Here is a 26,812-nt window from a genome sequence, read left to right on the forward strand (position 1 = left end):
TTCTGAGCCTATTCCCATGCCAAAATACGGACAACCCCGACGAAGTGGTAAAAAGGAGCGCATCTTGGCAGGCAATCTGACCCGCGACGAAGCGCGCGAGCGCGCCCGTCTGCTGAAGGTCGAGTCGTACGACGTCGCCCTCGACCTGACGAAGGGAGACGAGCGCTTCGAGAGCATCACGACGGTCCGCTTCACCACCGCCACGCCGGGCGCGTCCACCTTCATCGACCTGCACGGCGCCGACGTCCACAAGGTCACGCTGAACGGCGACGACCTCGACGTGTCGGCCTACGACGCCGAGGCCGGACGCTTCCCGCTACCCTCGCTCGCCGCGTCCAACGAGCTGCGCGTGGAGGCTGCCTGCAGCTACATGCGCACCGGCGAGGGCCTGCACCGCTTCGTCGACCCGGTCGACCAGAAGGTCTACCTGCACACCCAGTTCGAGACGGCCGACGCCCACCGCATGTACGCCTGTTTCGACCAGCCCGACCTCAAGGCCACGTTCCAGCTCACGGCGGTGGCGCCGGACGACTGGGAGGTCGTCTCCAACGCCGCCGCCTCCGCCACCGAGGCCGCGGGCGCCGGCGCCAAGCGCTGGACGTTCCCGTCCACGGCGGTCATGTCGACGTACATCACCGCGCTCGTGGCGGGTCCGTACCACAAGGTGACCTCCGAGCACGACGGCATCCCGCTGGGCGTCTACTGCCGGGCCTCGCTGGCCGAGCACCTCGACGCCGACAACATCTTCGAGGTCACCCGGCAGGGGTTCGACTTCTTCCACAAGGTGTTCGGCGTCCGCTACCCGTTCGGCAAGTACGACCAGCTCTTCGTGCCCGAGTTCAACGCCGGCGCCATGGAGAACGCGGGCTGCGTGACGTTCCTCGAGGACTACGTCTTCCGCTCCCGCGTCACCGACGCGGTGGTCGAGCGGCGCGCCGAGACGATCCTGCACGAGATGGCCCACATGTGGTTCGGCGACCTCGTCACCATGCGCTGGTGGGACGACCTGTGGCTGAACGAGTCGTTCGCCACCTACATGTCCGTGCTCGCCCAGGCCGAGGCCACGCGCTGGGGCAAGGGAGCCTGGACGACGTTCGCCAACGTCGAGAAGGCCTGGGCCTACCGCCAGGACCAGCTGCCCTCCACCCACCCGATCGCCGCCGACATCCCCGACATGCAGGCGGTCGAGGTCAACTTCGACGGCATCACGTACGCCAAGGGCGCCTCGGTGCTCAAGCAGCTCGTGGCCTACGTCGGCCTCGACAACTTCCTGGCCGGCGTACGCGACTACTTCGGCGAGCACGCCTGGGGCAACACCGAGCTGAAGGACCTGCTCACCGCCCTCGAGCGCACCTCCGGCCGCGACCTTTCGTCCTGGTCGAAGGAGTGGCTCGAGACCGCCTGGGTCAACACGCTGCGCCCGTCGTTCGAGGTGGCCGACGGCCGCTTCACCTCGTTCGAGGTGCTGCAGGAGGCCCCGGCCGACTACCCGACGCTGCGCTCCCACCGGGTCGCCGTCGGCCTGTACTCGCTCGTCGACGGCGCGCTCACCCGTACCAAGAGGGTCGAGCTCGACGTGGTCGGCGCGCGGACGAAGGTGGCCGAGCTGGTCGGCGAGGAGCAGCCCGACCTGGTGCTGCTCAACGACGACGACCTGACCTACGCCAAGATCCGGCTGGACGAGAACTCGCTGCGCACGCTGGTCGACGGCGGCATCACGGCGTTCACCGACCCGCTGCCGCGGGCCCTGTGCTGGTCGGCGGCCTGGGACATGACGCGCGACGGCGAGATGTCCACGCGCGACTACGTCAAGCTCGTCATCTCCGGCGCCGGGTCGGTCAGCGACATCACGGTCCTGCAGGCGATCCTGCGCCAGGCCCGCCAGGCGGTGCAGCAGTACGCCGACCCGGCCTGGGTGCCCGAGGGCCAGGCGCTGCTGGCCGGTGAGCTGCGGGAGCTGTTCACCGCGGCCGAGCCCGGCTCCGACCACCAGCTGGCGTTCCTCCAGGCGTTCGCGCCGACGGCCACCTCCGACGAGGACCTCACGCTGCTGCAGGGCATCCTCGACGGCACCACCGCGCCGCAGGGCCTGACCGTCGACGCCGATCTGCGCTGGGCCCTGGTGCACGCGCTCGTCTCCGGCGGCAGGCTGGGCGAGGCCGACATCGCCGCCGAGCTCGAGCGCGACCCCACGGCGAAGGGCGAGCGCTCGGCCGCGATGTGCCGGGCGGCGATCCCGACGCCCGAGGCCAAGGCCGCGGCCTGGGAGTCGATCGTGGGCGGGAAGCTGGCCAACCACATCGCCCGCAACACGATCGCCGGCTTCCAGGACCCGCACCACGCCGAGCTGGCGGCGCCGTACCGCGAGAAGTACTTCTCCGAGGTGGGGCGCATCTACAAGGAGTGGACGTTCGACCAGGCCTCGACGTTCGCGGTCGGGTGCTTCCCCGCGCTGCTCATCGAGCAGGAGACGGTCGACGCCGCGCACGCCTTCGTCGCCGGTGACGACGTGCCGCAGGCGCTGCGCCGTCTCATCCTGGAGGGCGCCGACGGCGTCGCCCGCGCGCTGCGCAACCGCGAGCGGGACGCCGCCTCCGTCTGACGCTCACCTTTCGAAGGCCCCCGCCCGTGCGGGGGCCTTCGGCTTTCGTGGCGCAACACCGCTTTCGACACCGTTCGCCGCGCTTCGTCCGACGGGCCCGGCCTGCCGGGAATCCCCGTATCCACAGGCTGAGCCGACTTGCCCGTGCGGGCTGAGCCCCGGTGTTAGCCTCGAAACGTGCTAGGCGCGGGGACCATCCTCATCGATCGCTACGTGCTCGGAGACCGCCTCGGCGGCGGCGGCATGGGCGAGGTGTGGCGTGCCGACGACACGGTCCTCGGGCGCACGGTGGCGGTCAAGGTGCTCATGCCCGCGCTCACCGACGACGCCGCCTTCACCCGGCGCTTCAAGAACGAGGCCAGGGCCATGGCCACGCTCCGCCATCCAGGCGTGGTCGACGTCTACGACTACGGCACCTGCGAGATCGGGGGCCGCCCGGTCACCTTCCTCGTCATGGAGCACGTACGCGGCGAGTCGCTCGACCGCGTCCTGCGCCGCGGCCCGCTCGACGTCGCGACGACCATGCGCCTGGTCGCCGAGGTGGCCGACGCCCTGTCCGCCGCCCACGCGCAGGGCATCGTGCACCGCGACGTCAAACCGGCCAACCTCATGGTCCGGCCCGACGGGCACGTCGCGCTCACCGACTTCGGCATCGCCCACTCGGCCTCGGCCGCCAACCTGACGGCGACCGGCACGATGCTCTGCTCTGCCGGCTACTGCGCCCCCGAGATGGCCGCCTCCAGCGAGGTCACCCCCGCGGTCGACGTCTACGCCCTCGGGGTGGTGGCGTACGAGTGCCTGACCGGGCAGCTGCCGTACCAGGGCGACACTCCCGTACAGATCATCTTCAAGCATCTCAACGCCCCGGTCCCGCGACTGCCGGGCGACGTGCCGGGAGGGCCGCGCCAGGTGGTGGAGCGGGCGCTGGAGAAGACCCCGGCGACCCGCTGGCCGAGCGCCCCCGCGATGGCCGAGGCCGCGCGCCGTGCGCTGGCGGCGCCCGACGGCGCCGGCTCGCTCACGCACCACGTGCCTGCCGCACCGGGCGACCCGGGGCTCACCACGGTCGCGTCGGCTGAGCCGACCCTTCCCGCGCCGCGCCGGCGGCGGACGATGCGGGCGGCGCTGACCATGGCGGCGGCGGTGGCGGTGTCCGCGGCCGTGGCGGGATCCGTCTGGCTGCGGCCGGCCGAACCGACGACCGGCGCCGACGTCACGAACCCGCCGGCCGTCTCCGGCACCACCCGCGAGCCCTCGCCGACCGCGTCCGTCCCCGTCCGGCGGCAGTCGCCGCCGGCGGCCAAGCGCTCGTCCTCGCCCCGGGCCACCGAGGGCACGCCGACCCCGACGCCCACCGTGAGCGTGCCCGCCACTCCCCCGGTGACGACGACGCCGCAGCCCTCACCCACGACGTCCGAGCCCGCGCCCGATCCCGAGCCCACGCAGCAGCCCTCGCCCCCGCCGTCGCCCAACCCCGACGAGCCGACGGCCGAGCCCACCTCCGTCCCGCCGCAGAGTGAGCTCCAGTGCGTCCGTTCGCCCTGCCCGTGAACGGGCTCCCGCCGCGATGTCCGTGATCGCGCGCCGGTCGTGAGAAAGTCGTTCGATGGACTCCGCTCGTGACCTACTTGTGGCCCTCGCCCGCCGGTACGCCTTCTCCGACCTCGGTGCGCTGACGTCAGATGCCGAGGTGGCCGAGGTCTGCGAGTTCGGGCACCGGCTGCTCTCGCTCGACGCCGAGGACTTCGCGGCCGCGGCCAGGGTGGTCCCCGCCGACCTGCGCCGGCGCGCGCGGGCCTGCCACATGCCGCAGACCCCGCGCGAACAGCCGCGCGGCGCCCTCGAGTCACTGCGTCCCGCCTACGGGCTGCTGCTGGAGGTCATCGCCGCACGGTGGCACCGCCGCGAGCTGAGCCCCATGATCGCGGCGGTGCACATCGCCTCCGAATACCTGCCGCTGCTGGCGTTCGAGCCGTACCTCGGTCATGCCGGCGATCCGGCCCGCTGGCCCGAAGGGCTGAGCGCGACCGGGAGCAGGTTCGGGGTGATCGGCGACCGGGAGTGCGACCACACGAAGGCGGAGCAGTCGGCGACCAACCGGACGCTGCGGGTGTCGATCGAGCCCGGCGAGGGGTGGCGGGCGTACTTCGACCGGCAGCACAGCCAGGTGGCGGGGGCACTCGCCGTCTGCGTCGCCTCCTGCCGCAACCCGTGCACGGCCATGGACTGGATCAAGCCCGACGCCCGCTCCGACCTTCAGGCGGCGGCGCGGACGGCGCTGGCCTTCGCCGAGACGCCGCTCGTCCGGCTGCGGCACGCCGCGCCGGTGGGGCACGGGTTCGGGGTGCCGTCGCCGGAGGAGGTGCTGGAGGCGTGGGAGCGCAGCCGGGCGGCGCTCGCCAAGCATCCGATCGGCACGGCCGCGCTGGAGGACGACGGGTTCCCGCTGCCGGGGCTGGCGTCGCTGTTCTCGGCGGCGGCAGGCGCGGAGATCCGGCCGGCGACCCTGCTGCGCGGGGTCAGCGAGCACATCGTCCAGCTGCTGCGGCGCGGCTAGCGGCGGGCCGCCGCGTGTTCGCCGAGGTCGGCGATGCCGTACAGGAGGCCGCCGACGAGGTCGCCGGCGCCGAACGCCGTGGCCATCGACATGGCGGCCAGCCGGCAGGCGGCGTCGGTCAGCCTGCGCCGCGCGTTCTCCCCGGTGACGATCTCGAGGCCGCGGCCGTTGTGGTCGACGAACACCAGCACGGCGTCCGCGGCCTCCTCGCCCAGCGCGGCGTGCAGGCGTTCGGCGAAGTGCCGCCGCCCGTCTGCGGGCTCTCCGATGAACAACGCGAAGCGCAGCCCGCTGCGCCGCTCCGCGGTGAGCAGGGCCTGCCTGATGTCGTCGGCCTGGGCCGGGGTCAGTGGCCGCACGGTCGCCTCACCATTCCGCCGAGGCGCCGCCGGTGCGGCCCGGCTCGGCCGTCTCGGCGGCGGCCACCCAGTCGGTCGCGGACGTCTCGGCCCAGCGCGGCACCCGGTCGGTCAGCACCGGGTCGGACGTGCTCACGCCGCGCTCGCTCCGGCCGGGCCCGCCGATCCAGACGGGGCCGGAGCTGATGCGCCGTGGAGTGCCGCCCGGCATCAGGACGAGAAGGCTGATCAGGACGAACAACCCCATGGACGTCCCGATGAGCAGAAGCAGGGTCTGCGCTGCGCTGTTCACCACTCGACCGTAGACCGCGCGCGGGGAGCAGGCCAGATCCGCAACGGCCGGCGGACGTTCGCGCCGTTCATGATCGGGACGCCCTCCAGCGGTTAGGATCCCTGACGTGTCGGCACGTGCGGTCGTGCGCCGTCTCAGGGCTTCTCTAGAGAGGAAGAACTTTAGACATACCCCGAAAACGAGGGCGGAACACGATGAGCCCGGCCATAAAACTATGGACGCCGCAACACTAGGAATCGCTTTGATCTCCAAGCTACGGTGAGTGACGTGGACTCCGACAACCAGCGAGAAGACGGTCACACAGCGTCACCTATCTGGGTGAGCGACCGACCTGAGAGCGAGCAGACCGCCGCCGCCAAGCCCTCGGCGCCCACCTCCACGTACGCGCCGGTCGAACGGGCGTCCGTGTCCGGCCTGATGCAGCAGCCACGCTTCCGACGTCTGCGCAACCGCGCGATCATCGCCGTCGCCGCCGGCGTCGTGGTGGGGTTCCTCGCGGCCGACTGGCGCATCGGCGCGACCGCCGGGGTGTTCGCGGCCATCGCCGAGGCGATCTACCGTTCCCGCTCCAACTCCTCGGTTCCGGCGTGGCGGCGCGCCTCCGTGGCCGAGCGCCGTACCGAGGCGCAGCTGCGCAGCCTGGAGCGCAACGGCTACCGCACGCTGCACGCCAGGGCGATCCCGGGCAGCGAGGCCCAGATCGACCATCTCGTGGTGGGCCCGACGGGCGTGTACGCGGTCGACTCCGAGAAGTGGGACCGCCGTCTGCCCGTACGCGTGCAGATGGGCAAGAAGCTCTACCACGGCCCCTTCGACATGAAAACCCGGCTCACCGAGGCCATGTGGGAGGCGACGCAGGCGAGCGAGCTGATCAGCAAGGCGTTCGGCCGCGAGATCTCGGTCGTGCCCTCCTTGGCGATCTACGGTCCCGCGGTGCCGTGGAAGATCATGACCATTCGCGGCGTGGACGTCTACCAGGGCGACCGCGCACGCAAGTGGATCACCAAGCGCGAACGCGCGCTGACCGACAGCGAGATCAACCAGCTCTACGAGATCAGCGCCCAGGTCCTGCCCGCCCGCTACGGCGAGGACTGACCCTCGGGCCGCCCCCGCGTGACGGCGAGGACTGCCCCTCGGGGGCTGCCCGCGCACGTCACGGCGAGGGCTGATCCCGCTCCGGCCTGGTCGTCAGCGCGGCGCCGAAGGCGTCGGCGTGGGCGGCCAGGTCCTCGCTCGGTGGCAGCTCGCCCGGCAGCCGCGAATAGAGCACCGTGCCGAACCCGGCCACCCGCACCGCGCGGTCGATCAGGGCCTCGTGCTCGGGCCACGGCAGCGACGGTTGCGCGAGCACCAACGCGACACTGCCGTGCAGCGCCGACCACAGACCGAGCGCGATCTCGGTGGCGTCGCCCTCGAACACGCCCGTCCTCATGCACGCCTCGACGGCGTCCACCATGTAGCCGAACGCCTCGGCTGCGGCCGCGGGCGGCACCGCCTGCGCAGCTGACGGGCGCATCATCAGCACCCGGTACTGCACCGGATGATCGAGGGCGAAGCGCATGTACGCGCGTGCGCACCCGCCCAGCGCGAGGAACGGGTCGCCCTCCCTGCTCTGGCTGAAGATGCGCTGCAGCTCGCCCCACACGCGCATGCAGACCGCCTCGACCAGCGCCTCCTTGTCGGCGAAGTGCATGTAAACGGCGGGCGTGGACACTCCTGCCCTGGCGGCGACCGCCCGGATCGTCAGGGCGTCCTCCGTGCCCGACTCGGCCAGCAGGTCGTCCGCCGCCCGCAGGAGCTCCTCGCGCAGCATCGCTCCTTCGCCGCGCCTGGCCCGTACGCGTCTCGTGGTCACGCCGCCAAGGTTGACACCGTCAGGTTAACGGTGTCAATCTGAGCGCCGGATGGAAGGATGAGGCGCTAAATATGGGGACTTTTCGTGAGGCGACCGCTTTGGTGGCCCGGACGTACGGCACCTTCGGGGCCGAGCTCGACGCGCAGTGGAGCGTCGGCACCCGGCTGCACGGCGGCTACCTGCTGGCCGTCCTGGCCAAGGCCGTGTGCGAGAGCCCGGCCGGGGTCGAGCATCCGCACGTGACCTCGGTCAGCGCCTCGTTCGTCACTCCGCCCGAGCCCGGCGCGGCGGCCGTCTCGGTCGAGATCCTGCGGATCGGCAGGACCCTCGCTCAGGCCAGGGCCGTACTGACGCAGGAAGGCCGTACGTGCGTCGAGGCGCACGTCACGCTCGGCCGGCTGGACGACTCCGAGCCCTGGTGGTCGAATCACGAGCCGGTCGAGATCCCGCCGGAGCAGGAATGCGTCCCGGTCCCCGTCGATCCCCCGGGCATCGGCATGCCGGTGCCGCTGATGGGCGTCCTGGACGAGCACATCCACCCGGGGCACGTGGGCTTCACCGTCGGGCGACCGTCCAGGGAAGGCGTCGTCGCGACGTGGCAGCGACTGGCCGACGGCTCCGACTGGGACCCGCTGAGCCTCCTCGTCGCGCTCGACCCCGGGCCTTCCGTCTCGATCGCGCTGGGCCTGCGCGGGTGGGCGCCCACGATCCAGCTGACCGGGTACGTCCGCAGGCTGCCCGCCCCCGGGCCGATCCGGGTCCGGCTGTCGGCCACCGACATCGGCGGCGACCGCATGGACGAGACGGCCCACGTCTGGGACTCCAAGGGCCGCCTCGTCGCCCAGGCCACCCAGCTGGCCGCCGTCCGCCTGCCCACCGACCGATAGGGCTTCCAGACCCCCCGTCCAGGGGACGGGCACGGGACCTGGGTCCGCACACCCGGCCGGCAGCCCTCACGTCACCTGTCCGCGAACAAGCGCGGGGGCGGATTATCGCGCCCGCTGAGCGGACTATCGTGGAGGCAAGGTGCCGGCCCGGGCCGACCGTCGACATGGCGGTCCGAGGCCCATCGGATCTCCCTACCCCATGAGCTCCGGGCACGTACCGGCAACCGCCGTCCGAAACGTGGACGCGCGTCTCACTTGCCGGGCAGTGGTCGTACCATGTGAAGACTCGCTAGCGATGGGAGATGCCCAATGCCCGCCCTCAGGTCACGTACAGTCACCCACGGCAGGAACATGGCCGGTGCCCGGGCCCTGCTCCGGGCGACCGGCGTAGCCGGGAGCGACTTCGGCAAGCCGATCATCGCGGTGGCCAACAGCTTCACCCAGTTCGTCCCGGGTCACGTGCACCTGCGCGAGGTCGGCGACGTGGTGTCTGCGGCGATCCGCGAGGCGGGGGCGATCCCCCGCGAGTTCAACACGATCGCGGTCGACGACGGCATCGCCATGGGCCACGGCGGCATGCTCTACTCCCTGCCCTCGCGCGAGCTGATCGCCGACGCTGTCGAGTACATGGTCGAGGCCCACTGCGCCGACGCCCTGATCTGCGTGTCCAACTGCGACAAGATCACGCCAGGCATGCTGCTCGCGGCGTTCCGGCTGAACATCCCGACGATCTTCGTCTCCGGCGGCCCCATGGAGGCCGGCAAGACGCCCGGCAAGAAGCTCGACCTCATCGACCCGATGATCGCCTCCGCCGACGACTCGGTCTCCGACGCCGAGTTGCTGGAGATGGAGGAGAGCGCCTGCCCGACCTGCGGCTCCTGCTCGGGCATGTTCACCGCCAACTCGATGAACTGCCTCGCCGAGGCCATCGGCCTGGCGCTGCCCGGCAACGGCACGATCCTCGCCACCCACAAGGCCCGCAAGACGCTGTTCGAGGACGCCGGCCGCCAGCTCGTCGAGATCACCCGCCGCTACTACGAGGACGGCGACGAGTCGGTGCTGCCGCGCTCGATCGCGACCCGCGATGCGTTCGAGAACGCGATGGCGCTCGACGTCGCGATGGGCGGCTCGACCAACACGATCCTGCACATCCTGGCCGCCGCCCGCGAGGCGCGCGTCGACTTCGGGCTCAAGGAGATCAACGAGATCTCGCAGCGGGTGGCTTGCCTGTGCAAGGTCGCTCCCGCGACGAACAAGTACCACGTCGAGGACGTCCACCGCGCCGGCGGCATCCCGGCCATCCTGGGCGAGCTCGACCGCGCGGGGCTGCTGCACCGCGACACGCACACGGTCAACGGCGGCACGCTCGGCGACCTGCTGGCCTCCTGGGACGTCCGCTCCCCGTCGGTGCTGCCCGAGGCCGTAGAGCTGTGGCACGCCGCGCCCGGCAACGTCCGTACGGTGAAGGCCTACTCGCAGGACAACCGCTGGGACACCCTCGACCTCGACCGCGAGGCGGGCTGCATCCGCGACATCGAACACGCCTACACCGCCGACGGCGGCCTCGCGGTCCTGTACGGCAACATCTCGCGCGACGGCGCGGTGGTGAAGACGGCCGGTGTCGACGAGTCGATCTGGAAGTTCAGCGGGCCCGCGGTGGTGTTCGAGTCGCAGGAGCAGGCGGTCGAGGGCATCCTCGGCGGGCGCGTCAAGGCGGGCGACGTCGTTGTCATCCGCTACGAGGGCCCGAAGGGCGGCCCCGGCATGCAGGAGATGCTCTACCCGACGTCGTTCCTCAAGGGCAAGGGCCTCGGCAAGGTGTGCGCCCTCGTCACCGACGGACGCTTCTCCGGCGGCACCTCCGGCCTGTCGATCGGCCACGCCTCGCCCGAGGCCGCAGAGGGCGGCACGATTGCGCTGGTCGAGGACGGCGACATCATCGACATCGACATCCCGAACCGGTCGATGGAGCTGCGGGTGCCCGAGGCCGAGCTGGCCGCGCGGCGCGAGCGGATCCTCACCGAGCTGGGCGGATACCGTCCGCGCGACCGCAACCGGCCGGTGAGCGTGGCGCTGCAGGCCTACGCCGCGATGACGACGTCGGCCTCGACGGGCGCCTCCCGCGACCTGTCGCAGCTGTCCCGCTGATCTTCGTCCCGTACGGCAGGCGACTGGGGTTCCCGCCTGCCGTACGGGCTTCGCGCGGCTCTTGATCGTCCGCACATCGCTTCCGAAGAATGACGGCCGATGGCTGGGTTCCCGCCTGCCGTACGGGCTTTGCTCCGCCCCTTGATCGTCCGCACACGTTTTCGAAAAATGTCGGTCGGCCTGGGTAAAGTTTGGGTATGACGACAGTCGTGAAGCACGACACTCGCCCGCTGACGACCGCCGAGATCGCCGCCCTCGCCCTCTCCCTCGCCCACCTCGGAACCGGCCCCCAGGCCGCCACCGCGAGACGCGGCCTGCAGCACGCGCTCCAGCATCTGGAACTCGACGACGACGTCATCGCCGCCACCCTCACGACCCTCACCGAGCCGCTGCCCACCGACGTCGCCTCCCGGGCGCGGCTCATCGCCGACGCCATCACCAGCCGGCTCATGATCCGGCTCCACTACCGCGACGCCTCAGGCGCGGTCACCGCGCGCGACGTCGAGCCGGTGACCTGCCTGGTCCACCGCGAATACTGGTACCTCGTGGGCGTGTGCCGCATGCGCCGGGCGATCCGGGCGTTCCGGTTCGACCGGATCATCGCGGTCGAGCCGACGCTCATGCCGTCCCGTCCACATCTAGCCGACCGGTTCCTGCCGTTCCAGCGGCGCAAGCGCCGCACGACCGCGGCGGCGTAAGGCCGATCTGGCCGAGCTTTGACCGGAGGTGACCCCGGCCGTTGGTGCGGCGGCTGGCAGGCTCCCGCACATGCGCGTCCGGGAGCTCACGCTGATCGCCGCCCTGCTGGTCGTGTTGCCCGGCTGTGCCGGGCCGCCGGGCTCGACGGCGCGCCCGCGGCCCTCCTCCGCGCACGGCGCGCTGCCCACGTCCCAGCAGCGCGCGCACGGCGCGCTGCCCGCGTCCCAGCAGCGCGCGCTCGACCGGGCGCTCGGCCGCTACCTGCGCCACCGCCCCGGCCGGGCGGCCCTGGCCCTGTACGACCGCACCACCGGCATCAGGTACGCCTTCCACGAGCGGGCGCCGTTCATGCTGGCGAGCGTGGCGAAGGTCGACATCCTGCTGGCGTTCCTGCTGGACAGACGCGGCAAGCGGCTCACCGGTCGTGAGCGGCGGCTGGCCTCGCGGATGATCCGCTACAGCGACAACGGTTCCGCGCGTGACCTGTACGAGGCGATCGGCGGGCGCAAGGGGCTGGCGCTGGCCCTGCGGCGGCTGGGCGTGCGCCGTACCCGGCCGGGTCCCGGCACGTCCTGGGGGTGGACCATGAGCCTGCCGTCCGACCAGGTGACGGTGCTGGAGCGGCTCACCGACCCGTGGGGTCCGCTGCCGCCCCGCGACCGGCGCTACGCGCTGGGGCTCATGTCGTCGGTCGTGCCGTCACAGGCGTGGGGTGTCGGCAACGCCGTACGGGCGGGTGAGGTGGCGGTCAAGAACGGGTGGCTGCCCACCGCGATGCACGACGGGCGCTGGACCGTCAACAGCGTGGGGCGGGTCGAGGTGCGCGGGCACCAACTCCTGGTCGCCGTCCTGTCGGAACGCAGCCCCGACATGCGCACGGGCGTCGACACCGTCGGCCGGCTCGCCCGGCTGGCGGTGCGGTCGCTGGCCCAGGAGAAGATCGTCGACGTGGGCGTACGGCGCGCGGTGTCCCGCCGCCTCGTCGCCCCCCAAGCCTTCCCACCCCCTTGGACCCGCCTTGGCCCCACCCCACGTCCGGCCGCCCCAACGGACGGACGTGTCTTCTACGCCGCAGCCGGGGCCCCTGGCGGAGGAGCCTTTCCCACCACCGCGATGGGCGTTCCTTAGGGAGAGGGCGGCGCCTTTTCAGGTGGGTGGAGCCGTCTCAGGGAGGCACAGACACCTCGCAAGAGGGGGCAGTGGCACCTCGCAAGGGTGAGTGAGGCCCCTTTCAGAGGTCGGCGCAGCCCCAGGACAAGGGACAGAAACACCCTTCGGGGGTGGGCGAAGGCACCCCTGCCAGCGGGGATCGCCGCGGTGGTCACCGGAACTGGTCGCCGGAGCCGCGCGACGTCGGCCAGAGGCCGCCCAAGAAGCGGGCGCAGGCCGGGGTGTCCGCCGACGAGGAGCGGGCAGGCCGGGTAGCCGCCCGACGAGGAGCGGGCAGGCCGGGTAGCCGCCCGACAAGAAGCAGGCAGGCCGGGTAGCCGCCGCCAGCGGCTGGCGGAACCGTCACGAGGGCGGCCACCGCATGTGGCTCATCGTCACCGGCCTCCTCGGCATCCTGCCTCGGGGCGGGTTGGAGCCGTCTCTCAGGGACTCTGGAGGCACCTTGCGAGGGAGGGCAGAGGCACCTTGCGGAGGGCAGAGGCGCCTTTCAAGGTGCGCCGAGGCAGATCAGAAAGGGCGAGGCGGTTCCGCTGGTCGCCGGCCAGCTCTCCCACCATCGTGGCGTAACGGCGAACACCACCGGCCAAGGCCGTTGACGCGCCCTTTCAGGACGCTGGTGGCGTCTCGCGCTTTCAGGAGACTGACGGCGTCTCCCGGGTGGTCAGGAGCGCGGCAACCTGGGGGTCAGGAGGCGCAGCAGCCGCCGCCGCAGCAGCCGCCCCCTGCACGCGGGGCTGCGGCGCTGCCCGTCATGGACACGGTGGACAGCAGCTTCACCGTGTCGTCGTGCCCCTCCGGGCAGGGCGCCGGGTCGTCGGAGGACGACATGGGGCGAGAAACCTCGAACGTCGAGCCGCACGCGCGGCAGCGGAAGTCGTAACGCGGCATGCCACCAGGGTAACCGCACCCCCATCACAGACAACACCGCCCCGACACGCACGCCGTTCCCACCCGCTGACCAAAGGTCGCCTCTTGCACCGCACCTGCCGTTCGCTCTGCTGGCCGTGCGGTGTTGAGGTCGCCCGGGCCGCGGGCGTGGGCTCGGCGGCCCTGCACCGCCACTTCCCGTCACGCTGGTCGCTGCTGCAGGCGGTCCTCACGGACCGCGTCCACGCCCTGTGCGACCGCGCCGAGGAGCTGCGCGCCGTTCCTGACCCCTCGAGTCGCTGAGCACCTGGCTCCGGGAGGTCGCGGCGTACTCGACGACGACCCGTGGCCTGGCGGCGTCGATCCTGCGCACACCGCCGGAAGCGAGCGAGGGCCGCAGCACGATGCTCACCGCGGCGGGCGAGCCCTGCGTCGTCGGGCGGTGGACGTCGGCGCGGTGCGCCCGGACGTGGCCATGGCCGACCTGCTGACCCTCGTCAACGCGATCTCCCTGGCCGCGCAGGACACGGGCGCGGACGAGGCGGAGCGCCTGATCACCCTCGCCCTGGAGGGCATCCGCCCGCGCACGGCGGCACCGGCCCGACCGCCGGGCTGTATCCCGCACTCCGCGTGCCCTCGGACACGCCCTACTCCGTGCCGCCCTCAGGCCGTACTTTCGCGGTCGCGTGGCCGGGGATTGGTGTAGGTGAGGTGGGTGTAGTCGGTGACGGGGCGGTAGCCGATGGATTGGTAGATGGCGTTGCTGGTGGGGTTGTTCAGGTCGGTGAAGAGGACTATCCGGGCGTGGTGGTGGTCAACGCCGTATTGGCTGGCGTACGCGGTTACTGCGGCGCCGTAACCTCGGCGGCGGCGGGACGGGGGGGTGTAGACGGGGCCGATGCGGCAGACGCCACCGCAGGGCGCGGAGAGGGCGGCCAACGAGACCGGGGCGCCGTCGTCCTCCCAGATGAAGAGCTCGCGGGCGGCCAAGCGGCGGGCGACGCGTTCGACGACGTCGCCGCTGTCGCCGCGGTCCACCTCCAGGCCGAAGGCGTGGTACCAGCTGACCAGCAGCGGGAAGTCACCGGGGACGGCCGCCCGTCCCCGGCCAGGCACGTCGGGGACGGCGAGCTCCTCCAGGAGGTAGAGCCGTTCGGAGACCGTCCTCGACGGCGGCCCGAGCAGGCGGACGACCTCGGCGGCGACCTCCGGCGGGCCCACGGCCGAAGGAAGGTCACCGTCGAGCGCCTCCACGAGAGGGGCCACCGCCTCCACCGGCACGGCGAACAGCCCCACAGGATGCGGCGGCGTACGGAAGACCGCCCCGCGGAGCTCCCCGCCGGACGTCCACCATCCGAGGAGCGGGTCCTTCACCGGAAGACCGGCCCGCAGGTCGGCGAGGACGGTGAGCGGGACGGTGTTGCGCACGGGGTCGCCGAGCAGAAAGGGCTCGGCGACCGCCGCGTATTCTTCGACGACAGAGGTGAAGGCCCACATGCCTGCTCATGCTGTCAGGCACGTGGGCCCGCACTCAAACGGTCAGGCCGCGGCCTCGAGGTAGGGGGCCCATTGCGGGTCACCGATGAGCGAGGCCCCGATGAGCCGCCAGTGGGCTCCCCGTGGCACTGCCGGGCTGACGAGCAGCGTCCACCCGAGCTCTTCGAGGTACTTGTCGGCCTTGCGGTGGTTGCAGGAGACGCACGAGGCCACGCAGTTCTCCCACGTGTGGGGGCCTCCCCTGGATCGTGGGATGACGTGGTCGATCGTCTCGGCCTTCTGCCCGCAGTAGGCGCAACGGTAGTCGTCGCGCCGCATGAGGGCGGCCCTGGTCAACGGGATACGGGATCGGTAGGGGATGCGGACGTATCTGCGGAGCCTGATCACCGAAGGCACGTCGAGCGTGCGGCTCGCGGAGCGCAGGACGGCGCCCCGCCCGTCGCGGTGGACGACATCGGCCTTCTCCCGCAGCACCAGCACGATGGCCCGGTGGAGCGAGAGGGTGGTCAGCGGCTCGTAGGTGGCATTGAGCAGCAGGACTTGGCGCATCATCGGGCCGCCCCCTGCCGCGCAGGTATCAAAGGGGACATGCAGTGGCATGTCCCGGCTGTCGGCCCCTCCTGGGGCACTCGTGCTTCCGTCACATGGACCTCCGCCGGACGGTCCAGCGGATGGTCACCACGGCACCGTCCTGTCACCAAGTTTGGCGCTTGCACCGTGGTCCCCGCCACCCCAAATAGCTCACACCGGGATGACTGGAGGGACGCACGGTACGTTTTATGCCCCCTCTACCAGCGCTTTACGCATCCCCGTTGGCATAGGGTTCCAGCATGACGCGAGAGCCGTACCCGAGCGCACGACGCGAAAACATCACTGATGTCCTGCATGACACTTCTGTTCCCGACCCGTACCGGTGGCTCGAGGACGCCGACAGCCCCGACACCAAGGGATGGCTGCTCGCGCAGGCCGAGTTGTACGCCGAGCGGCGGGGCACGCAGCGCTTCAAGAGCCGCATCGCCGAGCTGCTGCGTTCGGGGGCCGTGGGTGTCCCGACCTGGCGCGGCGGGCGTTACTTCTACTCCCGTCGCACGCCCGACCAGGAGCACGCCGTCTACTACGTGGTCGAGCCCGACGGCACGGAGCGGGCGCTGATCGACCCGATGGCCATCGACCCGTCCGGTGTGACCACGCTCGACGCGGTGCAGCCCGACAAGGAGGGCCGCCTGCTGGCCTACCAGATCTCGGTGGGCGGCGACGAGGAGTCGATCCTCTACATCGTGGACGTCGCCACCGGGGTGCGGGTCGAGGGGCCGATCGACCGCTGCCGCTACTCCCCCGTCGCCTGGCTGCCCGGCGGCGAGGCGTTCTACTACGTCCGCAGGCTGCCGAGCACCGAGGTGCCCGAGAACGAGACGCAGTTCCACCGCCGCGTCTACCTGCACCGCGTCGGCACCTCGACCGAGGACGACGTGATGATCTTCGGCGCGGGCCTGAAGATGACCAACTACTACGGCGTCTCCGTCTCGCGTGACGGCCACTGGCTGCAGGTGTCGGCGCACGAGGGCACCGCGCCGCGCAACGACCTGTGGGTCGCCGACCTGACCGCGTCGCCGATCGACCGTCCTGACCTGCGCGTCGTGCAGGAGGGCGTGGACGCGCAGACCGGGCTGGTGTTCGGGCGCGACGGCCGCCTCTACGTGCACACCGACCGTGAGTCGCCGAGGGGCAGGGTGTGCGTCACCGACCCGGCGACGCCCGGGTTCGAGGCGTGGCGCGACCTGATCCCGGAGGACCCCGAGGCGGTGCTGTCCGACTTCGCGATCCTCGACGACCTGGAGCGCCCGGTCATGCTGGTGGGCTGGACCCGCCACGCGATCAGCGAGATCACCGTCCACGACCTCGAGAGCGGCGAGCGCCTCGGCGAGGTGCCGACGCCCGGGCTCGGCTCGATCGGCGGCATCGCGGAGCGTCCCGAGGGCGGGCACGAGGCGTGGTTCAGCTACACCGACAACACCACGCCGCCCACGATCCAGCGTTACGACGCCCGCACGGGCGAGACCACGCTCTGGGCTGCCTCGCCCGGCGCCGTCGAGGTGCCGGAGGTGCGCACCGAGCAGGTGGTCTACCGGTCCAAGGACGGCACCGACGTCCGGATGCTGATCATCTCTCCGGTCGGCGAGACCACCGGCCCGCGCCCGACCATCCTGTACGGGTACGGCGGTTTCGGCCTGTCCATGACGCCGGGCTACTCCGCGTCGATCCTGGCCTGGGTCGAGGCGGGCGGCGTCTACGCCATCGCCAACCTGCGCGGCGGCGGCGAGGAGGGCGAGGAGTGGCACCGCGCCGGCATGCTCGCCCACAAGCAGAACGTGTTCGACGACTTCCACTCTGCCGCCGAGCACCTCATCGCCACCGGGATCACCACGCCGCAGCAGCTCGGCATCTCGGGCGGCTCCAACGGCGGCCTGCTGGTGGGCGCCGCGCTGACGCAGCGCCCCGACCTGTACGCCGCCGTGGTCTGCTCCGCGCCGTTGCTCGACATGATCCGGTACGAGAAGTTCGGCCTCGGCGCCACCTGGAACGTCGAGTACGGTTCGGCCGACGACCCCGAGCAGTTCGGCTGGCTCCGGGGCTACTCGCCGTACCACCACGTCAAGGAGTCTGTGGCCTACCCGGCGACGCTGTTCACCACGTTCCAGTCCGACACGCGGGTGCACCCGCTGCACGCGTGGAAGATGTGCGCGGCGCTGCAGCACGCCTCCACCTCCGACCGGCCGGTGCTGCTGCGCAACGAGGCCGAGGTCGGGCACGGAGCGCGGGCGGTGAGCCGTACGGCGGAGCTGTCGGCCGACCAGCTGACGTTCCTGGCCGAGCACACCGGGCTGTAGATCATGGGCGCGCTGGGTCCGGTCCTGCTGGAGGCCGCCCCCAGCGCTGCCCTGCGGCCGTACGTGACACGGCTGTACGCGTTCCGCGAGCACTACGCCGTTCCGGTGACGCGGTCGGAGCCGGCCTTCGCCGGGGTGGTGCTCGTGCTGGCGTTCGGCGCGTCGATGGAGGCCGGCGGGCGGCGGGTGACGGCGTTCACGAGCGGGCTCGGCGACCGGTTCACGGTCACGCGGACGGCGGGGCCGCTCGAGGGCGTGGAGGTGCTGCTCACGCCGTTCGGCGCGCGGCGGCTGTACGGCGTCCCGATGCGGCACCTGACCAACGAGGTGCTGCCGGCCGGCGACCTGCTCGGGCCGGCGGACGAGCTCGTCGAACGGCTGGCCGGCACGTCGTCGTGGCGGCACAGGCTCGCGTTGACCGACAGGCTGCTCCGCGAGCGCCTCGCCGCGGCTCCCGAGCTGCGTCCCGAGGTGCCGTGGGCGTGGGCGCGCCTGCTGGAGTCGGGCGGGCGGGTGAGCGCGTCCGCGCTGGCCGCGGAGCTGGGCTGGAGCCACCGTCATCTCGTGGCGCGCTTCCACGACCAGGTCGGGCTGCCGCCGAAGACGGCGGCCCGCGTCATCAGGTTCGGGCGAGCCCGGCGGCTGCTCAGCTCGGGTGCGCCGATCGCTGGGGTGGCCGCCGCCTGCGGCTTCTACGACCAGGCGCACATGAACCGGGAGTTCCGGGCGCTCGGCGACACGACCCCTGGTCAGATTCGTCCAAGACCGGGGGGCTCGGGCGGGGCATCCTGAGGTCATGCGCACCGTTTACGCACTCGCCCGCTATCACGACTGCCAGGCCGCACTCGACTTCCTCACCGCCGCGTTCGGGTTCGGCGTCCAGGAGACGTCGAAGGACGACCAGGGCGCCGTCAACCACGCCGAGCTGCTCGTCGGCGACGACATGATCATGATCGGACGGGGTACGCCGGGCGGCCCCGGCATCTACGTCGCCGTCGACGACGTCGACGCCCACCACGACCGCGCGAAGGCCGCCGGCGCGGTCATCACCATGGAGCTCACGGACCAGCCGTACGGCTCCCGCGAGTACGCCTGCAAGGACCCGCAGGGCAACCCGTGGTTCTTCGGCACCTACCGCCCGTGACGGGCAGCGACCTGGGGGCACCGCGGACGCGGCAGCTCGTACGGCGTCCGCGGTAGCGAGAAGCCCCCGCCCCCAGCAGGATGGCCGGCGACGGGTTCGGCCGACATAGTTCGAGGCGTCCCGTCGTAGGAAGTCGAGGAGCGCCTCATGTCCGTCCTGCTTGCGCTGGCCACGCCGATCTGCACCACGCCCGGGGAATGCGCCGGCCAGGGCGTCGACACCTTCCTCGGCACCCCTGCGCGCGTCTGGGCCAGTGTGGCCGCGCTGGTGGCGTTGAGCGCGGTGGTCGTCGGCCGGCAGGCGCTGCGGTCCGGCCGTCGCACCGGCGTCGGCGGGCGGAAGGGGGCCGTCGCGGCCCTGGCCGGCGGCCTGGTCGCGGCGGTCAACGGCGCGGCGAACCTGGCCGTCGCCGACGGTGGTCTCGGCACCGGCAACGGGGTGTTCGGCGGCGCCGTGGCCCTGGTGCTCGGGCTGGTCGGCGCGGTCGTCGGCGGGGTGGGCCTGGCCCGCTCCCGCCGCACCGGGCCGACCGTCCGACCGCCGACGACCGCCTGAGGCGCGCGCGGAAGGAAGCCTCGCCGTACGGGGGCGGCGTCGAGGTCAGCGGGGGAAGACGACCGTCTTGTGGCCGTCGAGCAGGACGCGCTGCTCGGTGTGCCACCTGACCGCGCGGGCCAGGGCCACGCACTCGACGTCGCGCCCCATCGCCACGAGGTCGTCGGGCGAGTGGCTGTGGTCGACCCGGGCCACCTCCTGCTCGATGATCGGCCCCTCGTCGAGGTCGGACGTCACGTAGTGGGCCGTCGCGCCGATGAGCTTGACGCCGCGGGCGTGAGCCTGGTGGTACGGCTTGGCGCCCTTGAACGACGGCAGGAACGAGTGGTGGATGTTGATCGCCCGCCCCTCCAGCTTCGCGCAGAGGTCCTCCGACAGCACCTGCATGTAGCGCGCCAGCACCACGAGGTCGGCCCGGTAGTGGTCGACCAGCGCCAGCACCTCGGCCTCCTGCCTGGGCTTGGTCTCCTGCGTGACCGGCAGGTGGTGGTAGTCGATGCCGTACGACTGCGTGAGCGGACGCAGGTCGGGGTGGTTGGAGACGACGGCGACGATCTCGATGTCGAGTGCCTTGGAGCGGACGCGGTAGAGCAGGTCGTTCAGGCAGTGGCCGAACTTGCTCACCATGATCAGCACGCGCGGCTTGCGCGCCACGTCGCGCAGCGTGAACTCCATGTCGAACTCGGGCGCGAGCGCCGCCAGAGCGGCGTTGAAGTCGTCCTCGCCGGGCGGGCCGGAGAACTGCACGCGCATGAAGAAGCGGCCGCCCACCTGGTCGCCGAACTGCTCGCTCTCGGTGATGTTGCAGCCGCGCCCGGCCAGCAGGCCCGAGACGGCGGCCACCACGCCGGGGCGGTCGGGGCAGGACAGCGTCAGGATGTACTCGGCGGAGCCGGCCATGGCATTCACTCTCGCGGGTGTGGGACGTTCGGGGGCTCTCGCGGCCGGATCCTGGGGGACTCGCGGGGCGGGCGCCTGCGGTCGAGCGTACCGGGGCGCGCACCGCACGGGGGACGCGGCACCCCCGGATTCTTCCTCCGATCCGGGGTAGTCGATCAGCCTGGACATCGGCTCTCGGTGAGGGGAGGGTCCGACCGCCAGGGGCCGCGGGAGCGAGCCCCGCCTTCCGAAGGCGGAACGGGATGGGGCACGTGTCGTTGGACGTCGTCGTGCTGGCCGTGATCGCGGGCCTGTTCGCCGTCGTGTCAGGGATGAACGACGGCGGGGCTCTGCTCGCGACGGGGGTCAAGCTGCCCACGATCCGCCCGGTCACGGGGATCGCCGTGCTCGTGGTGCTGGTGGCGGCGATGCCGCTGGTCACCGACAAGGTGGCGTTGACGTTCGTGACCCGGCTCGCGTCGTTCGAGGCGCCGGGCGGCCGGACCGCGATGGCCGTCGCGGTCGTCGCCGCGCTGGTCGTGGTGACGGTGCTCAGCATGACCGGGCGGCCGACCAGCCTCACCCTGGCCGTCGTCGGCGGCATGACGGGCGCCGGGATGGGGTGGGGGCTGCCGGTCTCGTACCGGTCGGTGGCGCAGGTGCTGGCGTTCGGGGTCGCGGCGCCGATCGTGGGCGGGCTGCTGGGCTGGGGCGCCATCCGGCTGCTGACGGCCACGACGACGGCCGCGGGGCTGTGGCGTCCGCACTGGGCGGGCTTCCTGCTGCAGGGCGTCGCGTACGCGGTGAACGACGCGCAGAAGATGCTGGCGATTTTCATGGTGGCACTGGGATTCACGGAGGCGCGGCCTGCGTTCACGACGCTCGCGGCCGTGCTGTTCGGGCTCGGCGCGATGTACGGGCTGCCGAGAGCGGGCCGGCTGCTGGACCGGGAGCTCATCGCGTCCAGGCCGCCGCACGGCGTGGCGGCGGAGTGGTCGGCGGCGGGGGCCGTGCTCGGCTGCACGGCCGCCGGCATGCCGGTGAGCATGAGCCAGACCATCGCGGGCGGCCTCATCGGCGCGGGCGTGGGTTACGCCAGCGGCAAGGTCCGCTGGTACGCCGCCACCCGCATCGCCGCGGCCTGGCTGCTGACGTTGCCGGGCAGCGCGTTGCTGGGGTGGTGTCTCGCCCTGCTGGTGAAGGGACTGGCGGGCCTGGACGTGACGTGAGCGCGGGAGCGCCACGGGAGGGAGGGGCATGAAGAGGCTGCGCCGCATCCGCGACCTGATGGCCGGCCGCATGGACCGCTCGCTCACCGACGCCCTGCTCGGACAGCTGAAGGCCACCAAGGACGGCGCCTGGCTCGCCGCCGCCATGATCAGCGGCGAGGTGGGCAGGACGGACGCGCACGAGAGGATGCGCTCGATCGAGCACGCCGGCGACCGGGAACGCAGCCGTCTCGTCGAGGGGCTGCGGAACGCCCTCGTGACGCCCATCGACCGCGAGGACCTCTTCCGCCTCTCGCGCTCGATCGACGACGTGCTGGATTCGCTGCGCGACTTCGTCCGCGAGTCGTACCTGTACCGGGTGCCCGACCAGACCCGCTTCTCCCCCATGGTGGACCAGGCCATCGCGGGCATCGAGGCGCTGGAGGGCGCCGTCCGCGACCTCGGCTCGCATCCGTCGGTGCTGGTCCCGCGCGCGCGGGCGGCCAAGAAGGTGGGGGCGGGGATCCGCAGGATGTACCAGTACGAGGTCGCGCGGATCTACTCCGGGGAGATCACGGCGGAGGCCATGAAGGAACGCGAGCTCGTACGCCGCCTCGAGATCGTCGGAAAGGCGATCGGCGACGCGGCGGACGCGATCGCCGACGGCGCGATGAAACGCTGACGGCCTTCTTGATCTCCCCGCGGTTGGTTGCCCGGCGCCGCACCGTCGCGCTGCAATGAGGGTATGAGGCGCGGCACACCGGCCGGCCGCGTGAGCGCGCCGCGTGACCCGGCGCTGTGGGAGGGGTTCCTGGAGCGGGTGTTCGCGCACGCCAGGCTCCGTACGCTGCTGGAGGGCGAGTGGCGACCGCGCGACCTGGTGGCCTTCCACGCGCGGCACAAGATGCAGTTGCTCGCGCACGACCCGGAGCTCTACCGCGCGGCCGGTCGCATGGTGGCCGCCGCCGGCGTCCGGCCGCGCGAGCGGGTGGCGGCGGAGTACGCGGAGGTGTTCCGGCGCGCGCTCGCCGCGGAGGTCACCGTCGGCAAGAACGTCAACGCGCTGCAGCACTGCCTCGGCATGCTGCGGCTGGAACCCTCCCCCAGGGACGACGTGCTGCGGGCCATCGACGCCTACGCGGCTGGTCGGGTTTCGCTCCGCGAGGCCACCGCGCTGCTGCGCCGGCACGCCGCCGGGGAGTCGCGCCGGTACGTGCGCGACCAGACGTTCCTGTCGCCCTTCCCCTACGGCCTGCTCGACGACGTCGCCTTCGACCGGCGGTGACGCGTTACGCCAGCTCGGCGGCCGTCACCCCCATCAGGCCGCGCAGCACCTCTCCTGCGACCTTGTCGTGCTCGTCCTCCACCGGCAGCCCGGTGCTTACCCGGCTCCGGTACGCCTCGCGTTCGCCCAGGTCGGTGTAGGGCAGCGCGGTCATCGCGACGACGACGGTGACTCTGGTGCCGCCGCGCGGCAGCAGCGCCACCGCGTGCGTGCGCAGGGTGGTCTCGTCGGGGGCGCCGTACCAGCCGCATTTGACGGCCGCCTCCGGTGAGCGGGTCGCCTCGCGGGCGCCGAACGTCTGCGAGTCGGGCACCTGCCGCATCCAGCCGAGGATCTCGCCCGCCACGGGGTCGCCCGCGGCGGCGGCCTGCCCGAACACCGCGTAGGCCGCCGCCACCTCGGCGGCGGTGACCTCGACGGAGCCGAACCTGGAGGGGTCGCCGTTGGGCAGCGTCCAGTGCACGCCGGTGCGTTCGCCGATGTCGCGCAGGATGACGCGGGGGCCGACGCCGAGCCACAGGCCGAGCGTGTCGGTGTTGGAGGACATCACGACGGCGGGCTCGGCGTACGCGCGCCAGCGCTCCTCGGGCGTCCTCGGCGCGCTCACCCAGGCGTACAGGGGCTTGAGCAGGGACGCGCAGCGCAGGCGGGTCAGGCCGGAGGTGATGCTCACCTGACGGGCCGGCGGCCCGCTGTAACCGCGGCTGATGCCGGCCGCCTGGACACTTGCGCTGTGATCGAGCTTCCCGATCAGATCATTGAACCCCACGCACCCCACCGTAGTGCCCGTGACAACCGCCGATCTGACGGTCACCGACTTCCCGGACGGGGAGACCTGAGCGTCGCCGAGTCTGCCGACGGGGAGGGGCAGGGCGGCCTGCTTCACAGGCCTCTTGTCAGGGCGCAGGCGAGGGCGGCTGGGAGGAGGGCCAGGACGGCGGTCAGGGCTGCGATGCGCCGGCGTCGGGGCGCACGTCGGTCCGTGAGGAAGGCCGCCAGCGCACCGGCTGACGCGAAGGCCGCGCTCACTGCGGCGGCGGTTGCCAGAGGGGAGGGCCAGGACGGCAGGGACTCGCCGGCGAGCCGGATGACCACGAGCGTCCCGGCCGCTGTGAGCGCCACCCGACGGCCTGGGCGTACGCCCACCCGTTCGAGCGCGTACGCCGACCCCGCCACCAGCGCCACGCTGAGCACGACCACCAGCCCGACGGCCGGCACGAGGCAGCCCCAGTCGGCGCAGCCGACACCGGCCCAGGCCAGCCGCACGGTCAGCCACCACCACAACCCGAGCACGGCGCACACCACCGACGCCCGCGCCCATCGCCCACTCATGACGCCCGCGCCCATCGCCCACTCATGGGGCCAATGATCCCATCAGGCTGTCCGGGCCCGCCGCTCGTCCTGCTCGGCTTCCTCGATCCGGCCCAGGTCGCGCAGGGCCACGGCGCGGTTGGCGTACAGGTCGGGGTCGGGCTGCAGCTCGACGGCTCGCGTCAGGTCCGCGACCGCGCCCGCCGGGTCCCCGGCGGCGTACCGGAGCACGCCCCGGTTGCCCCAGGCGGCGGCGAGCTCCGGAGCCCGCGCCACCGCCGCGTCCAGCGCCGTCCCGGCCGACTCCCACCGGCCCGCCGCCGTCTCCAGCTGGCCCAGCACCGTGAGCAGGTACGGATCGCCGGGCGCCAGCGCCAGCCCCGCCGTCACGTCGGCCCTTGCCTCGTCGTCGCGTCCGGCCGCGGCCAGCAGCCCGGCCCGGTTGACGTAGGCGTCCAGGTAGCCGGGGTCCAGCTCGATCACGTACGCCAGGTCGGCCAGCGCCCCCTCGGTGTCACCCAGCACCGTGCGCACCTCGGCCCGGTTGTAGTACGCCTCCGGCAGCGGCGGCCCGGCGCGCACGGCTCGCTCGAAGTCGGCCAGCGCCTCGTCGTACCGGCCGAGCCGGAACAGCAGGTTGCCCCGTTCGAGCAGATGGTCGGGGAATTCAGGGTCGATGGCGACGGCGGCGCCGTAGTCGTCCAGCGCCTCCTTGACGTGCCCCATCGCGGCCAGCAGCTGTACCCGGTTGGCCAGCAGGACCATGCGGTGCAGCGGGTGGCGGGTCCCCAGCTCGCGCGCCAGCTCGATGGCCGACTCGACCAGCGCGAGTGCCGCGTCCAGTCGTCCGTGCCGCAGCTCGACCAGCGCCAGGCCGTTCCGGTCGAACCCCAGCTTGAACGCCCGCTCGGCCGGGTCGGGCAGCAGGGTGGAGATCGCGATGGCCGCGTTCAGCCACCTTCTCGCCCTGGCCAGGTCACGGCGTGCGCGGTCGGGGTGGCGGGCGTCGAGCATCGCGCTGCCGTACGCCGCCGCCGCGTGCATCGCCGGGTCCTGGCTGGTCAGCCGGACGAGGTCCCACACCGCCCACGCCTCCGTGGTACGGCCCAGCCCGCCGAGCGCGGTCGCCGTCCGGTGGGCGAAGCGCCACCACAGGTCGCCGCCCGGCTCCGTCCGGGCGAGGCCGCGTTCGCCCAGCTCGGCCGCGGCGTGCAGGAAGCCCTCGCGGACGCACCGGTCGACGGCCGCCCACAGCTCGGCGGCGTCGCGGGTGTCCGACGGCGGCTCGGGGCCCGCCGAGTAGACGCTGATCGCGAGCGTGGCGGGCGGGATGCGCCGCATCATGACGTCGAGCAGCTCGGTGTCGGTCGGGTCGGCGTGCGCGCCGTTGCACACGACGATCCGCGACCCCGGTGGCACCGCGTCGCGGACGAACTCCGCCAGCCCGTTCGCCAGCCGCAGCGTGCGCCGGGGAGCGGGCACGAGGATGCGTTCGTCCTCGGCCAGCCCGTCGTCGATCGTGCCGCGCCCGGCCCGGACCGTCGCCGCGAGTTCGGGCGCGGCCGCCCTGATCTCGATGTCGTGGGCCGCCACCAGCTGTCTGGAACGTTCCAAGGGCCCCAGGTGACGCAGGAGAGCAGCCGCGACGATGTAGGGGCCGCACGGCCCGCGATGCGCGTCGATCAACGGAAGGAGCAGCCGCGCGGCCCCCGGCGCACCGGGCGGCTCGCCGTGGACGGTGCGGTGGGTCACCGTTGCTTTGAGTCTCAAGGACTCTCAGCATCCCGGGCATTTCGGCCCGGGAGGTCCGTCCCTTCACCAGAGCGTCAAAGGCTCGGCTTGAGTACGGTCTCTCGTTTCTGTCTGCCGCGGGTGCGGCAGGGTTGCGCCCCCTGCCCGCCCCGCGCTCGCCTTGCGGCGGGTACGGGTGGTGCGGGTCTTCTGGTCGGCTCCGCGAGGCTTCGACACCACATCGGTGGTGTCCTGGTCTCCGGCCACTCCGGTACCAGTACTGCAGGTCGCCGCGAGTGCGGCGAGGTTGCGAGCGGCGTTGTCGTCCCGGTCCAGGACCAGGTGACAGGCGTCGCATGCGTAGGTCCGGACGTGCAGCGGCAGCTTGGCTTTCACCGCGCCGCACCCGGAACAGGTTTTGGAGGAGGGGTACCAGCGGTCGGCCGCGACGATCCGGCCACCCGCCCAGGCGGTCTTGTAGGTGAGCCGGCGGCGGATCTCGCCGAATCCAGCGTCGGCGATCTTGCGGGCGAGGCGCCGGTTACGGAGCATGCCGGCGACGTTGAGGTCTTCAATCGCGATGGTGCCGTACTCGGCGGCCACGGCGGTGGTGAGCTTGTGCAGAGCGTCTTCGCGGAGGTTCGCCACCCGGTGGTGGATCTTGTTCCGCTGGGCGTTGGCTTTCTCCCACCGGCGGGACGGCTTGCGGCCGGTCCCGCGGTCGGGGCCCTGACGGCGGGACACGATCCGGGACACGCGGCGCAGCAGCTTACGCGCCCGCTCGTAGTGCCCGGGATTGGGCGCGGTGCGGATCTCGCCGGCGCTGTCCGCCATCACCGCGAGGACCTTGATCCCGAGGTCGATCCCGACAGCCACGT

The 26,812-nt window shown here is 72.2% G+C and carries 28 protein-coding genes; 17 read left to right on the top strand and 11 right to left on the bottom strand.

Features of this window, described 5'->3' with window-relative positions; genetic code table 11:
- The first annotated feature begins 64 nt into the window (after positions 1-64).
- From pepN to BLR04_RS35970, 3 genes are all read left to right on the top strand, one after another.
- Complete coding sequence (gene pepN, locus BLR04_RS35960; protein ID WP_090773647.1) at positions 65-2,602, top strand: aminopeptidase N; 2,538 nt, start codon at positions 65-67, stop codon at positions 2,600-2,602.
- 177 nt (positions 2,603-2,779) lie between these two features.
- Positions 2,780-4,153 carry a serine/threonine-protein kinase gene (locus BLR04_RS35965; RefSeq protein WP_090773648.1) on the top strand — a complete coding sequence of 458 codons (1,374 nt, stop codon included), beginning with the start codon at positions 2,780-2,782 and terminating at the stop codon, positions 4,151-4,153.
- A gap of 55 nt (positions 4,154-4,208) precedes the next feature.
- Positions 4,209-5,159, top strand: coding sequence for a hypothetical protein (locus BLR04_RS35970; RefSeq protein WP_090773649.1), 951 nt, complete (start codon positions 4,209-4,211; stop codon positions 5,157-5,159).
- Here BLR04_RS35970 and BLR04_RS35975 read toward each other — a convergent pair.
- Together BLR04_RS35975 and BLR04_RS35980 are read right to left on the bottom strand one after the other, a co-directional pair.
- Positions 5,156-5,518: a DUF5130 family protein gene (locus BLR04_RS35975; protein ID WP_090773650.1), complete on the bottom strand. Its 363-nt coding sequence runs from the start codon at positions 5,516-5,518 to the stop codon at positions 5,156-5,158. The two genes, BLR04_RS35970 and BLR04_RS35975, sit on opposite strands and share 4 nt — an antisense overlap.
- A gap of 7 nt (positions 5,519-5,525) precedes the next feature.
- Complete coding sequence (locus BLR04_RS35980; protein ID WP_143022363.1) at positions 5,526-5,810, bottom strand: hypothetical protein; 285 nt, start codon at positions 5,808-5,810, stop codon at positions 5,526-5,528.
- Positions 5,811-6,128: 318 nt separating this feature from the next.
- On the opposite strand from BLR04_RS35980, the gene BLR04_RS35985 reads away from it, so the two are divergent.
- Positions 6,129-6,905 (top strand): nuclease-related domain-containing protein, encoded by a 777-nt coding sequence (locus tag BLR04_RS35985; RefSeq protein ID WP_245740907.1) that lies wholly within the window; start codon positions 6,129-6,131, stop codon positions 6,903-6,905.
- 58 nt (positions 6,906-6,963) lie between these two features.
- Here the strand turns inward: BLR04_RS35985 and BLR04_RS35990 are convergent, their stop codons facing one another.
- Entirely contained in the window at positions 6,964-7,665 is a 702-nt protein-coding gene (locus tag BLR04_RS35990; RefSeq protein ID WP_090773653.1) for a TetR/AcrR family transcriptional regulator, read from the bottom strand.
- A gap of 71 nt (positions 7,666-7,736) precedes the next feature.
- On the opposite strand from BLR04_RS35990, the gene BLR04_RS35995 reads away from it, so the two are divergent.
- The 4 genes from BLR04_RS35995 to BLR04_RS36010 all read left to right on the top strand — a co-directional run bounded on the left by BLR04_RS35995 (position 7,737) and on the right by BLR04_RS36010 (position 12,527).
- Positions 7,737-8,552, top strand: a complete 816-nt coding sequence (locus BLR04_RS35995; protein ID WP_090773654.1) for a thioesterase family protein — start codon at positions 7,737-7,739, stop codon at positions 8,550-8,552.
- A 309-nt stretch (positions 8,553-8,861) separates the two neighbouring features.
- Positions 8,862-10,700 (top strand): dihydroxy-acid dehydratase, encoded by a 1,839-nt coding sequence (ilvD, locus tag BLR04_RS36000; protein WP_090773655.1) that lies wholly within the window; start codon positions 8,862-8,864, stop codon positions 10,698-10,700.
- Positions 10,701-10,897: 197 nt separating this feature from the next.
- A complete protein-coding gene (locus BLR04_RS36005) occupies positions 10,898-11,398 on the top strand; it encodes a helix-turn-helix transcriptional regulator (RefSeq protein WP_176903454.1) in 501 nt (166 codons plus the stop codon).
- Between the two features lie 70 nt (positions 11,399-11,468).
- Positions 11,469-12,527: a serine hydrolase gene (locus tag BLR04_RS36010; protein ID WP_090773657.1), complete on the top strand. Its 1,059-nt coding sequence runs from the start codon at positions 11,469-11,471 to the stop codon at positions 12,525-12,527.
- A gap of 726 nt (positions 12,528-13,253) precedes the next feature.
- On the opposite strand, the gene BLR04_RS36015 is transcribed toward BLR04_RS36010, so the two are convergent.
- Positions 13,254-13,457 (bottom strand): FmdB family zinc ribbon protein, encoded by a 204-nt coding sequence (locus tag BLR04_RS36015; RefSeq protein WP_090773658.1) that lies wholly within the window; start codon positions 13,455-13,457, stop codon positions 13,254-13,256.
- Positions 13,458-13,541: 84 nt separating this feature from the next.
- On the opposite strand from BLR04_RS36015, the gene BLR04_RS41080 reads away from it, so the two are divergent.
- Both BLR04_RS41080 and BLR04_RS42915 read left to right on the top strand, forming a co-directional pair.
- Entirely contained in the window at positions 13,542-13,739 is a 198-nt protein-coding gene (locus tag BLR04_RS41080) for a TetR/AcrR family transcriptional regulator (protein ID WP_176903455.1), read from the top strand.
- A gap of 4 nt (positions 13,740-13,743) precedes the next feature.
- Positions 13,744-14,142 (top strand): SbtR family transcriptional regulator, encoded by a 399-nt coding sequence (locus BLR04_RS42915; protein WP_425413470.1) that lies wholly within the window; start codon positions 13,744-13,746, stop codon positions 14,140-14,142.
- On the opposite strand, the gene BLR04_RS36025 is transcribed toward BLR04_RS42915, so the two are convergent.
- Positions 14,100-14,933: a GNAT family N-acetyltransferase gene (locus BLR04_RS36025; protein ID WP_090773659.1), complete on the bottom strand. Its 834-nt coding sequence runs from the start codon at positions 14,931-14,933 to the stop codon at positions 14,100-14,102. The genes BLR04_RS42915 and BLR04_RS36025 overlap by 43 nt on opposite strands.
- Positions 14,934-14,975: 42 nt before the next feature.
- Entirely contained in the window at positions 14,976-15,482 is a 507-nt protein-coding gene (locus BLR04_RS36030) for an HNH endonuclease (protein WP_090773671.1), read from the bottom strand.
- A 281-nt stretch (positions 15,483-15,763) separates the two neighbouring features.
- On the opposite strand from BLR04_RS36030, the gene BLR04_RS36035 reads away from it, so the two are divergent.
- The 4 genes from BLR04_RS36035 (at position 15,764) to BLR04_RS36050 (ending at position 19,520) form a co-directional block, all read left to right on the top strand.
- A complete protein-coding gene (locus tag BLR04_RS36035) occupies positions 15,764-17,821 on the top strand; it encodes a prolyl oligopeptidase family serine peptidase (RefSeq protein ID WP_090773660.1) in 2,058 nt (685 codons plus the stop codon).
- Between the two features lie 3 nt (positions 17,822-17,824).
- Positions 17,825-18,613 (top strand): helix-turn-helix domain-containing protein, encoded by a 789-nt coding sequence (locus tag BLR04_RS36040; protein ID WP_090773661.1) that lies wholly within the window; start codon positions 17,825-17,827, stop codon positions 18,611-18,613.
- Positions 18,614-18,617: 4 nt separating this feature from the next.
- Positions 18,618-18,965, top strand: coding sequence for a VOC family protein (locus BLR04_RS36045; RefSeq protein WP_090773662.1), 348 nt, complete (start codon positions 18,618-18,620; stop codon positions 18,963-18,965).
- A 147-nt stretch (positions 18,966-19,112) separates the two neighbouring features.
- Entirely contained in the window at positions 19,113-19,520 is a 408-nt protein-coding gene (locus BLR04_RS36050; RefSeq protein ID WP_090773663.1) for a DUF6223 family protein, read from the top strand.
- 45 nt (positions 19,521-19,565) lie between these two features.
- On the opposite strand, the gene purU is transcribed toward BLR04_RS36050, so the two are convergent.
- Positions 19,566-20,420 carry a formyltetrahydrofolate deformylase gene (gene purU / locus BLR04_RS36055; protein ID WP_090773664.1) on the bottom strand — a complete coding sequence of 285 codons (855 nt, stop codon included), beginning with the start codon at positions 20,418-20,420 and terminating at the stop codon, positions 19,566-19,568.
- 251 nt (positions 20,421-20,671) lie between these two features.
- Here purU and BLR04_RS36060 point away from each other — a divergent pair, with 251 nt between their 5' ends.
- The 3 genes from BLR04_RS36060 (at position 20,672) to BLR04_RS36070 (ending at position 22,892) form a co-directional block, all read left to right on the top strand.
- Positions 20,672-21,628 (top strand): inorganic phosphate transporter, encoded by a 957-nt coding sequence (locus BLR04_RS36060; protein ID WP_245740908.1) that lies wholly within the window; start codon positions 20,672-20,674, stop codon positions 21,626-21,628.
- Between the two features lie 28 nt (positions 21,629-21,656).
- Positions 21,657-22,289 carry a DUF47 domain-containing protein gene (locus BLR04_RS36065; protein WP_090773665.1) on the top strand — a complete coding sequence of 211 codons (633 nt, stop codon included), beginning with the start codon at positions 21,657-21,659 and terminating at the stop codon, positions 22,287-22,289.
- A gap of 63 nt (positions 22,290-22,352) precedes the next feature.
- The gene (locus BLR04_RS36070) at positions 22,353-22,892 is read left to right on the top strand and encodes a YbgA family protein (RefSeq protein WP_090773666.1); all 540 of its coding nucleotides are present in this window, start codon (positions 22,353-22,355) and stop codon (positions 22,890-22,892) included.
- Between the two features lie 4 nt (positions 22,893-22,896).
- On the opposite strand, the gene BLR04_RS36075 is transcribed toward BLR04_RS36070, so the two are convergent.
- The 4 genes from BLR04_RS36075 to BLR04_RS36090 all read right to left on the bottom strand — a co-directional run.
- Positions 22,897-23,661 carry a hypothetical protein gene (locus tag BLR04_RS36075; protein WP_143022364.1) on the bottom strand — a complete coding sequence of 255 codons (765 nt, stop codon included), beginning with the start codon at positions 23,659-23,661 and terminating at the stop codon, positions 22,897-22,899.
- A gap of 113 nt (positions 23,662-23,774) precedes the next feature.
- Positions 23,775-24,224, bottom strand: coding sequence for a hypothetical protein (locus tag BLR04_RS36080; RefSeq protein ID WP_143022365.1), 450 nt, complete (start codon positions 24,222-24,224; stop codon positions 23,775-23,777).
- A 42-nt stretch (positions 24,225-24,266) separates the two neighbouring features.
- Entirely contained in the window at positions 24,267-25,973 is a 1,707-nt protein-coding gene (locus BLR04_RS36085; protein ID WP_245740909.1) for a tetratricopeptide repeat protein, read from the bottom strand.
- A gap of 45 nt (positions 25,974-26,018) precedes the next feature.
- Positions 26,019-26,812: RNA-guided endonuclease InsQ/TnpB family protein (locus BLR04_RS36090; protein WP_143022366.1), on the bottom strand; the 794-nt coding region annotated here is incomplete at its 5' end.

It is taken from the genome of Nonomuraea maritima, assembly GCF_900100395.1.
GTDB classification, from domain to species: Bacteria; Actinomycetota; Actinomycetes; order Streptosporangiales; family Streptosporangiaceae; genus Nonomuraea; species Nonomuraea maritima.

Excerpts from the sequence above, each read along its gene's own strand:
- BLR04_RS35970 (WP_090773649.1), top strand. The coding sequence starts at position 4,209 with ATGGACTCCGCTCGTGACCTACTTGTGGCCCTCGCCCGCCGGTACGCC.
- BLR04_RS35995 (WP_090773654.1), top strand. The coding sequence starts at position 7,737 with ATGGGGACTTTTCGTGAGGCGACCGCTTTGGTGGCCCGGACGTACGGC.
- ilvD (WP_090773655.1), top strand. The coding sequence starts at position 8,862 with ATGCCCGCCCTCAGGTCACGTACAGTCACCCACGGCAGGAACATGGCC.
- BLR04_RS36005 (WP_176903454.1), top strand. The coding sequence starts at position 10,898 with ATGACGACAGTCGTGAAGCACGACACTCGCCCGCTGACGACCGCCGAG.
- BLR04_RS36010 (WP_090773657.1), top strand. The coding sequence starts at position 11,469 with ATGCGCGTCCGGGAGCTCACGCTGATCGCCGCCCTGCTGGTCGTGTTG.
- BLR04_RS36015 (WP_090773658.1), bottom strand. The coding sequence starts at position 13,457 with ATGCCGCGTTACGACTTCCGCTGCCGCGCGTGCGGCTCGACGTTCGAG.
- BLR04_RS36025 (WP_090773659.1), bottom strand. The coding sequence starts at position 14,933 with ATGTGGGCCTTCACCTCTGTCGTCGAAGAATACGCGGCGGTCGCCGAG.
- BLR04_RS36030 (WP_090773671.1), bottom strand. The coding sequence starts at position 15,482 with ATGCGCCAAGTCCTGCTGCTCAATGCCACCTACGAGCCGCTGACCACC.
- BLR04_RS36035 (WP_090773660.1), top strand. The coding sequence starts at position 15,764 with ATGACGCGAGAGCCGTACCCGAGCGCACGACGCGAAAACATCACTGAT.
- BLR04_RS36040 (WP_090773661.1), top strand. The coding sequence starts at position 17,825 with ATGGGCGCGCTGGGTCCGGTCCTGCTGGAGGCCGCCCCCAGCGCTGCC.
- BLR04_RS36045 (WP_090773662.1), top strand. The coding sequence starts at position 18,618 with ATGCGCACCGTTTACGCACTCGCCCGCTATCACGACTGCCAGGCCGCA.
- BLR04_RS36050 (WP_090773663.1), top strand. The coding sequence starts at position 19,113 with ATGTCCGTCCTGCTTGCGCTGGCCACGCCGATCTGCACCACGCCCGGG.
- purU (WP_090773664.1), bottom strand. The coding sequence starts at position 20,420 with ATGGCCGGCTCCGCCGAGTACATCCTGACGCTGTCCTGCCCCGACCGC.
- BLR04_RS36065 (WP_090773665.1), top strand. The coding sequence starts at position 21,657 with ATGAAGAGGCTGCGCCGCATCCGCGACCTGATGGCCGGCCGCATGGAC.
- BLR04_RS36070 (WP_090773666.1), top strand. The coding sequence starts at position 22,353 with ATGAGGCGCGGCACACCGGCCGGCCGCGTGAGCGCGCCGCGTGACCCG.
- BLR04_RS36080 (WP_143022365.1), bottom strand. The coding sequence starts at position 24,224 with ATGAGTGGGCGATGGGCGCGGGCGTCGGTGGTGTGCGCCGTGCTCGGG.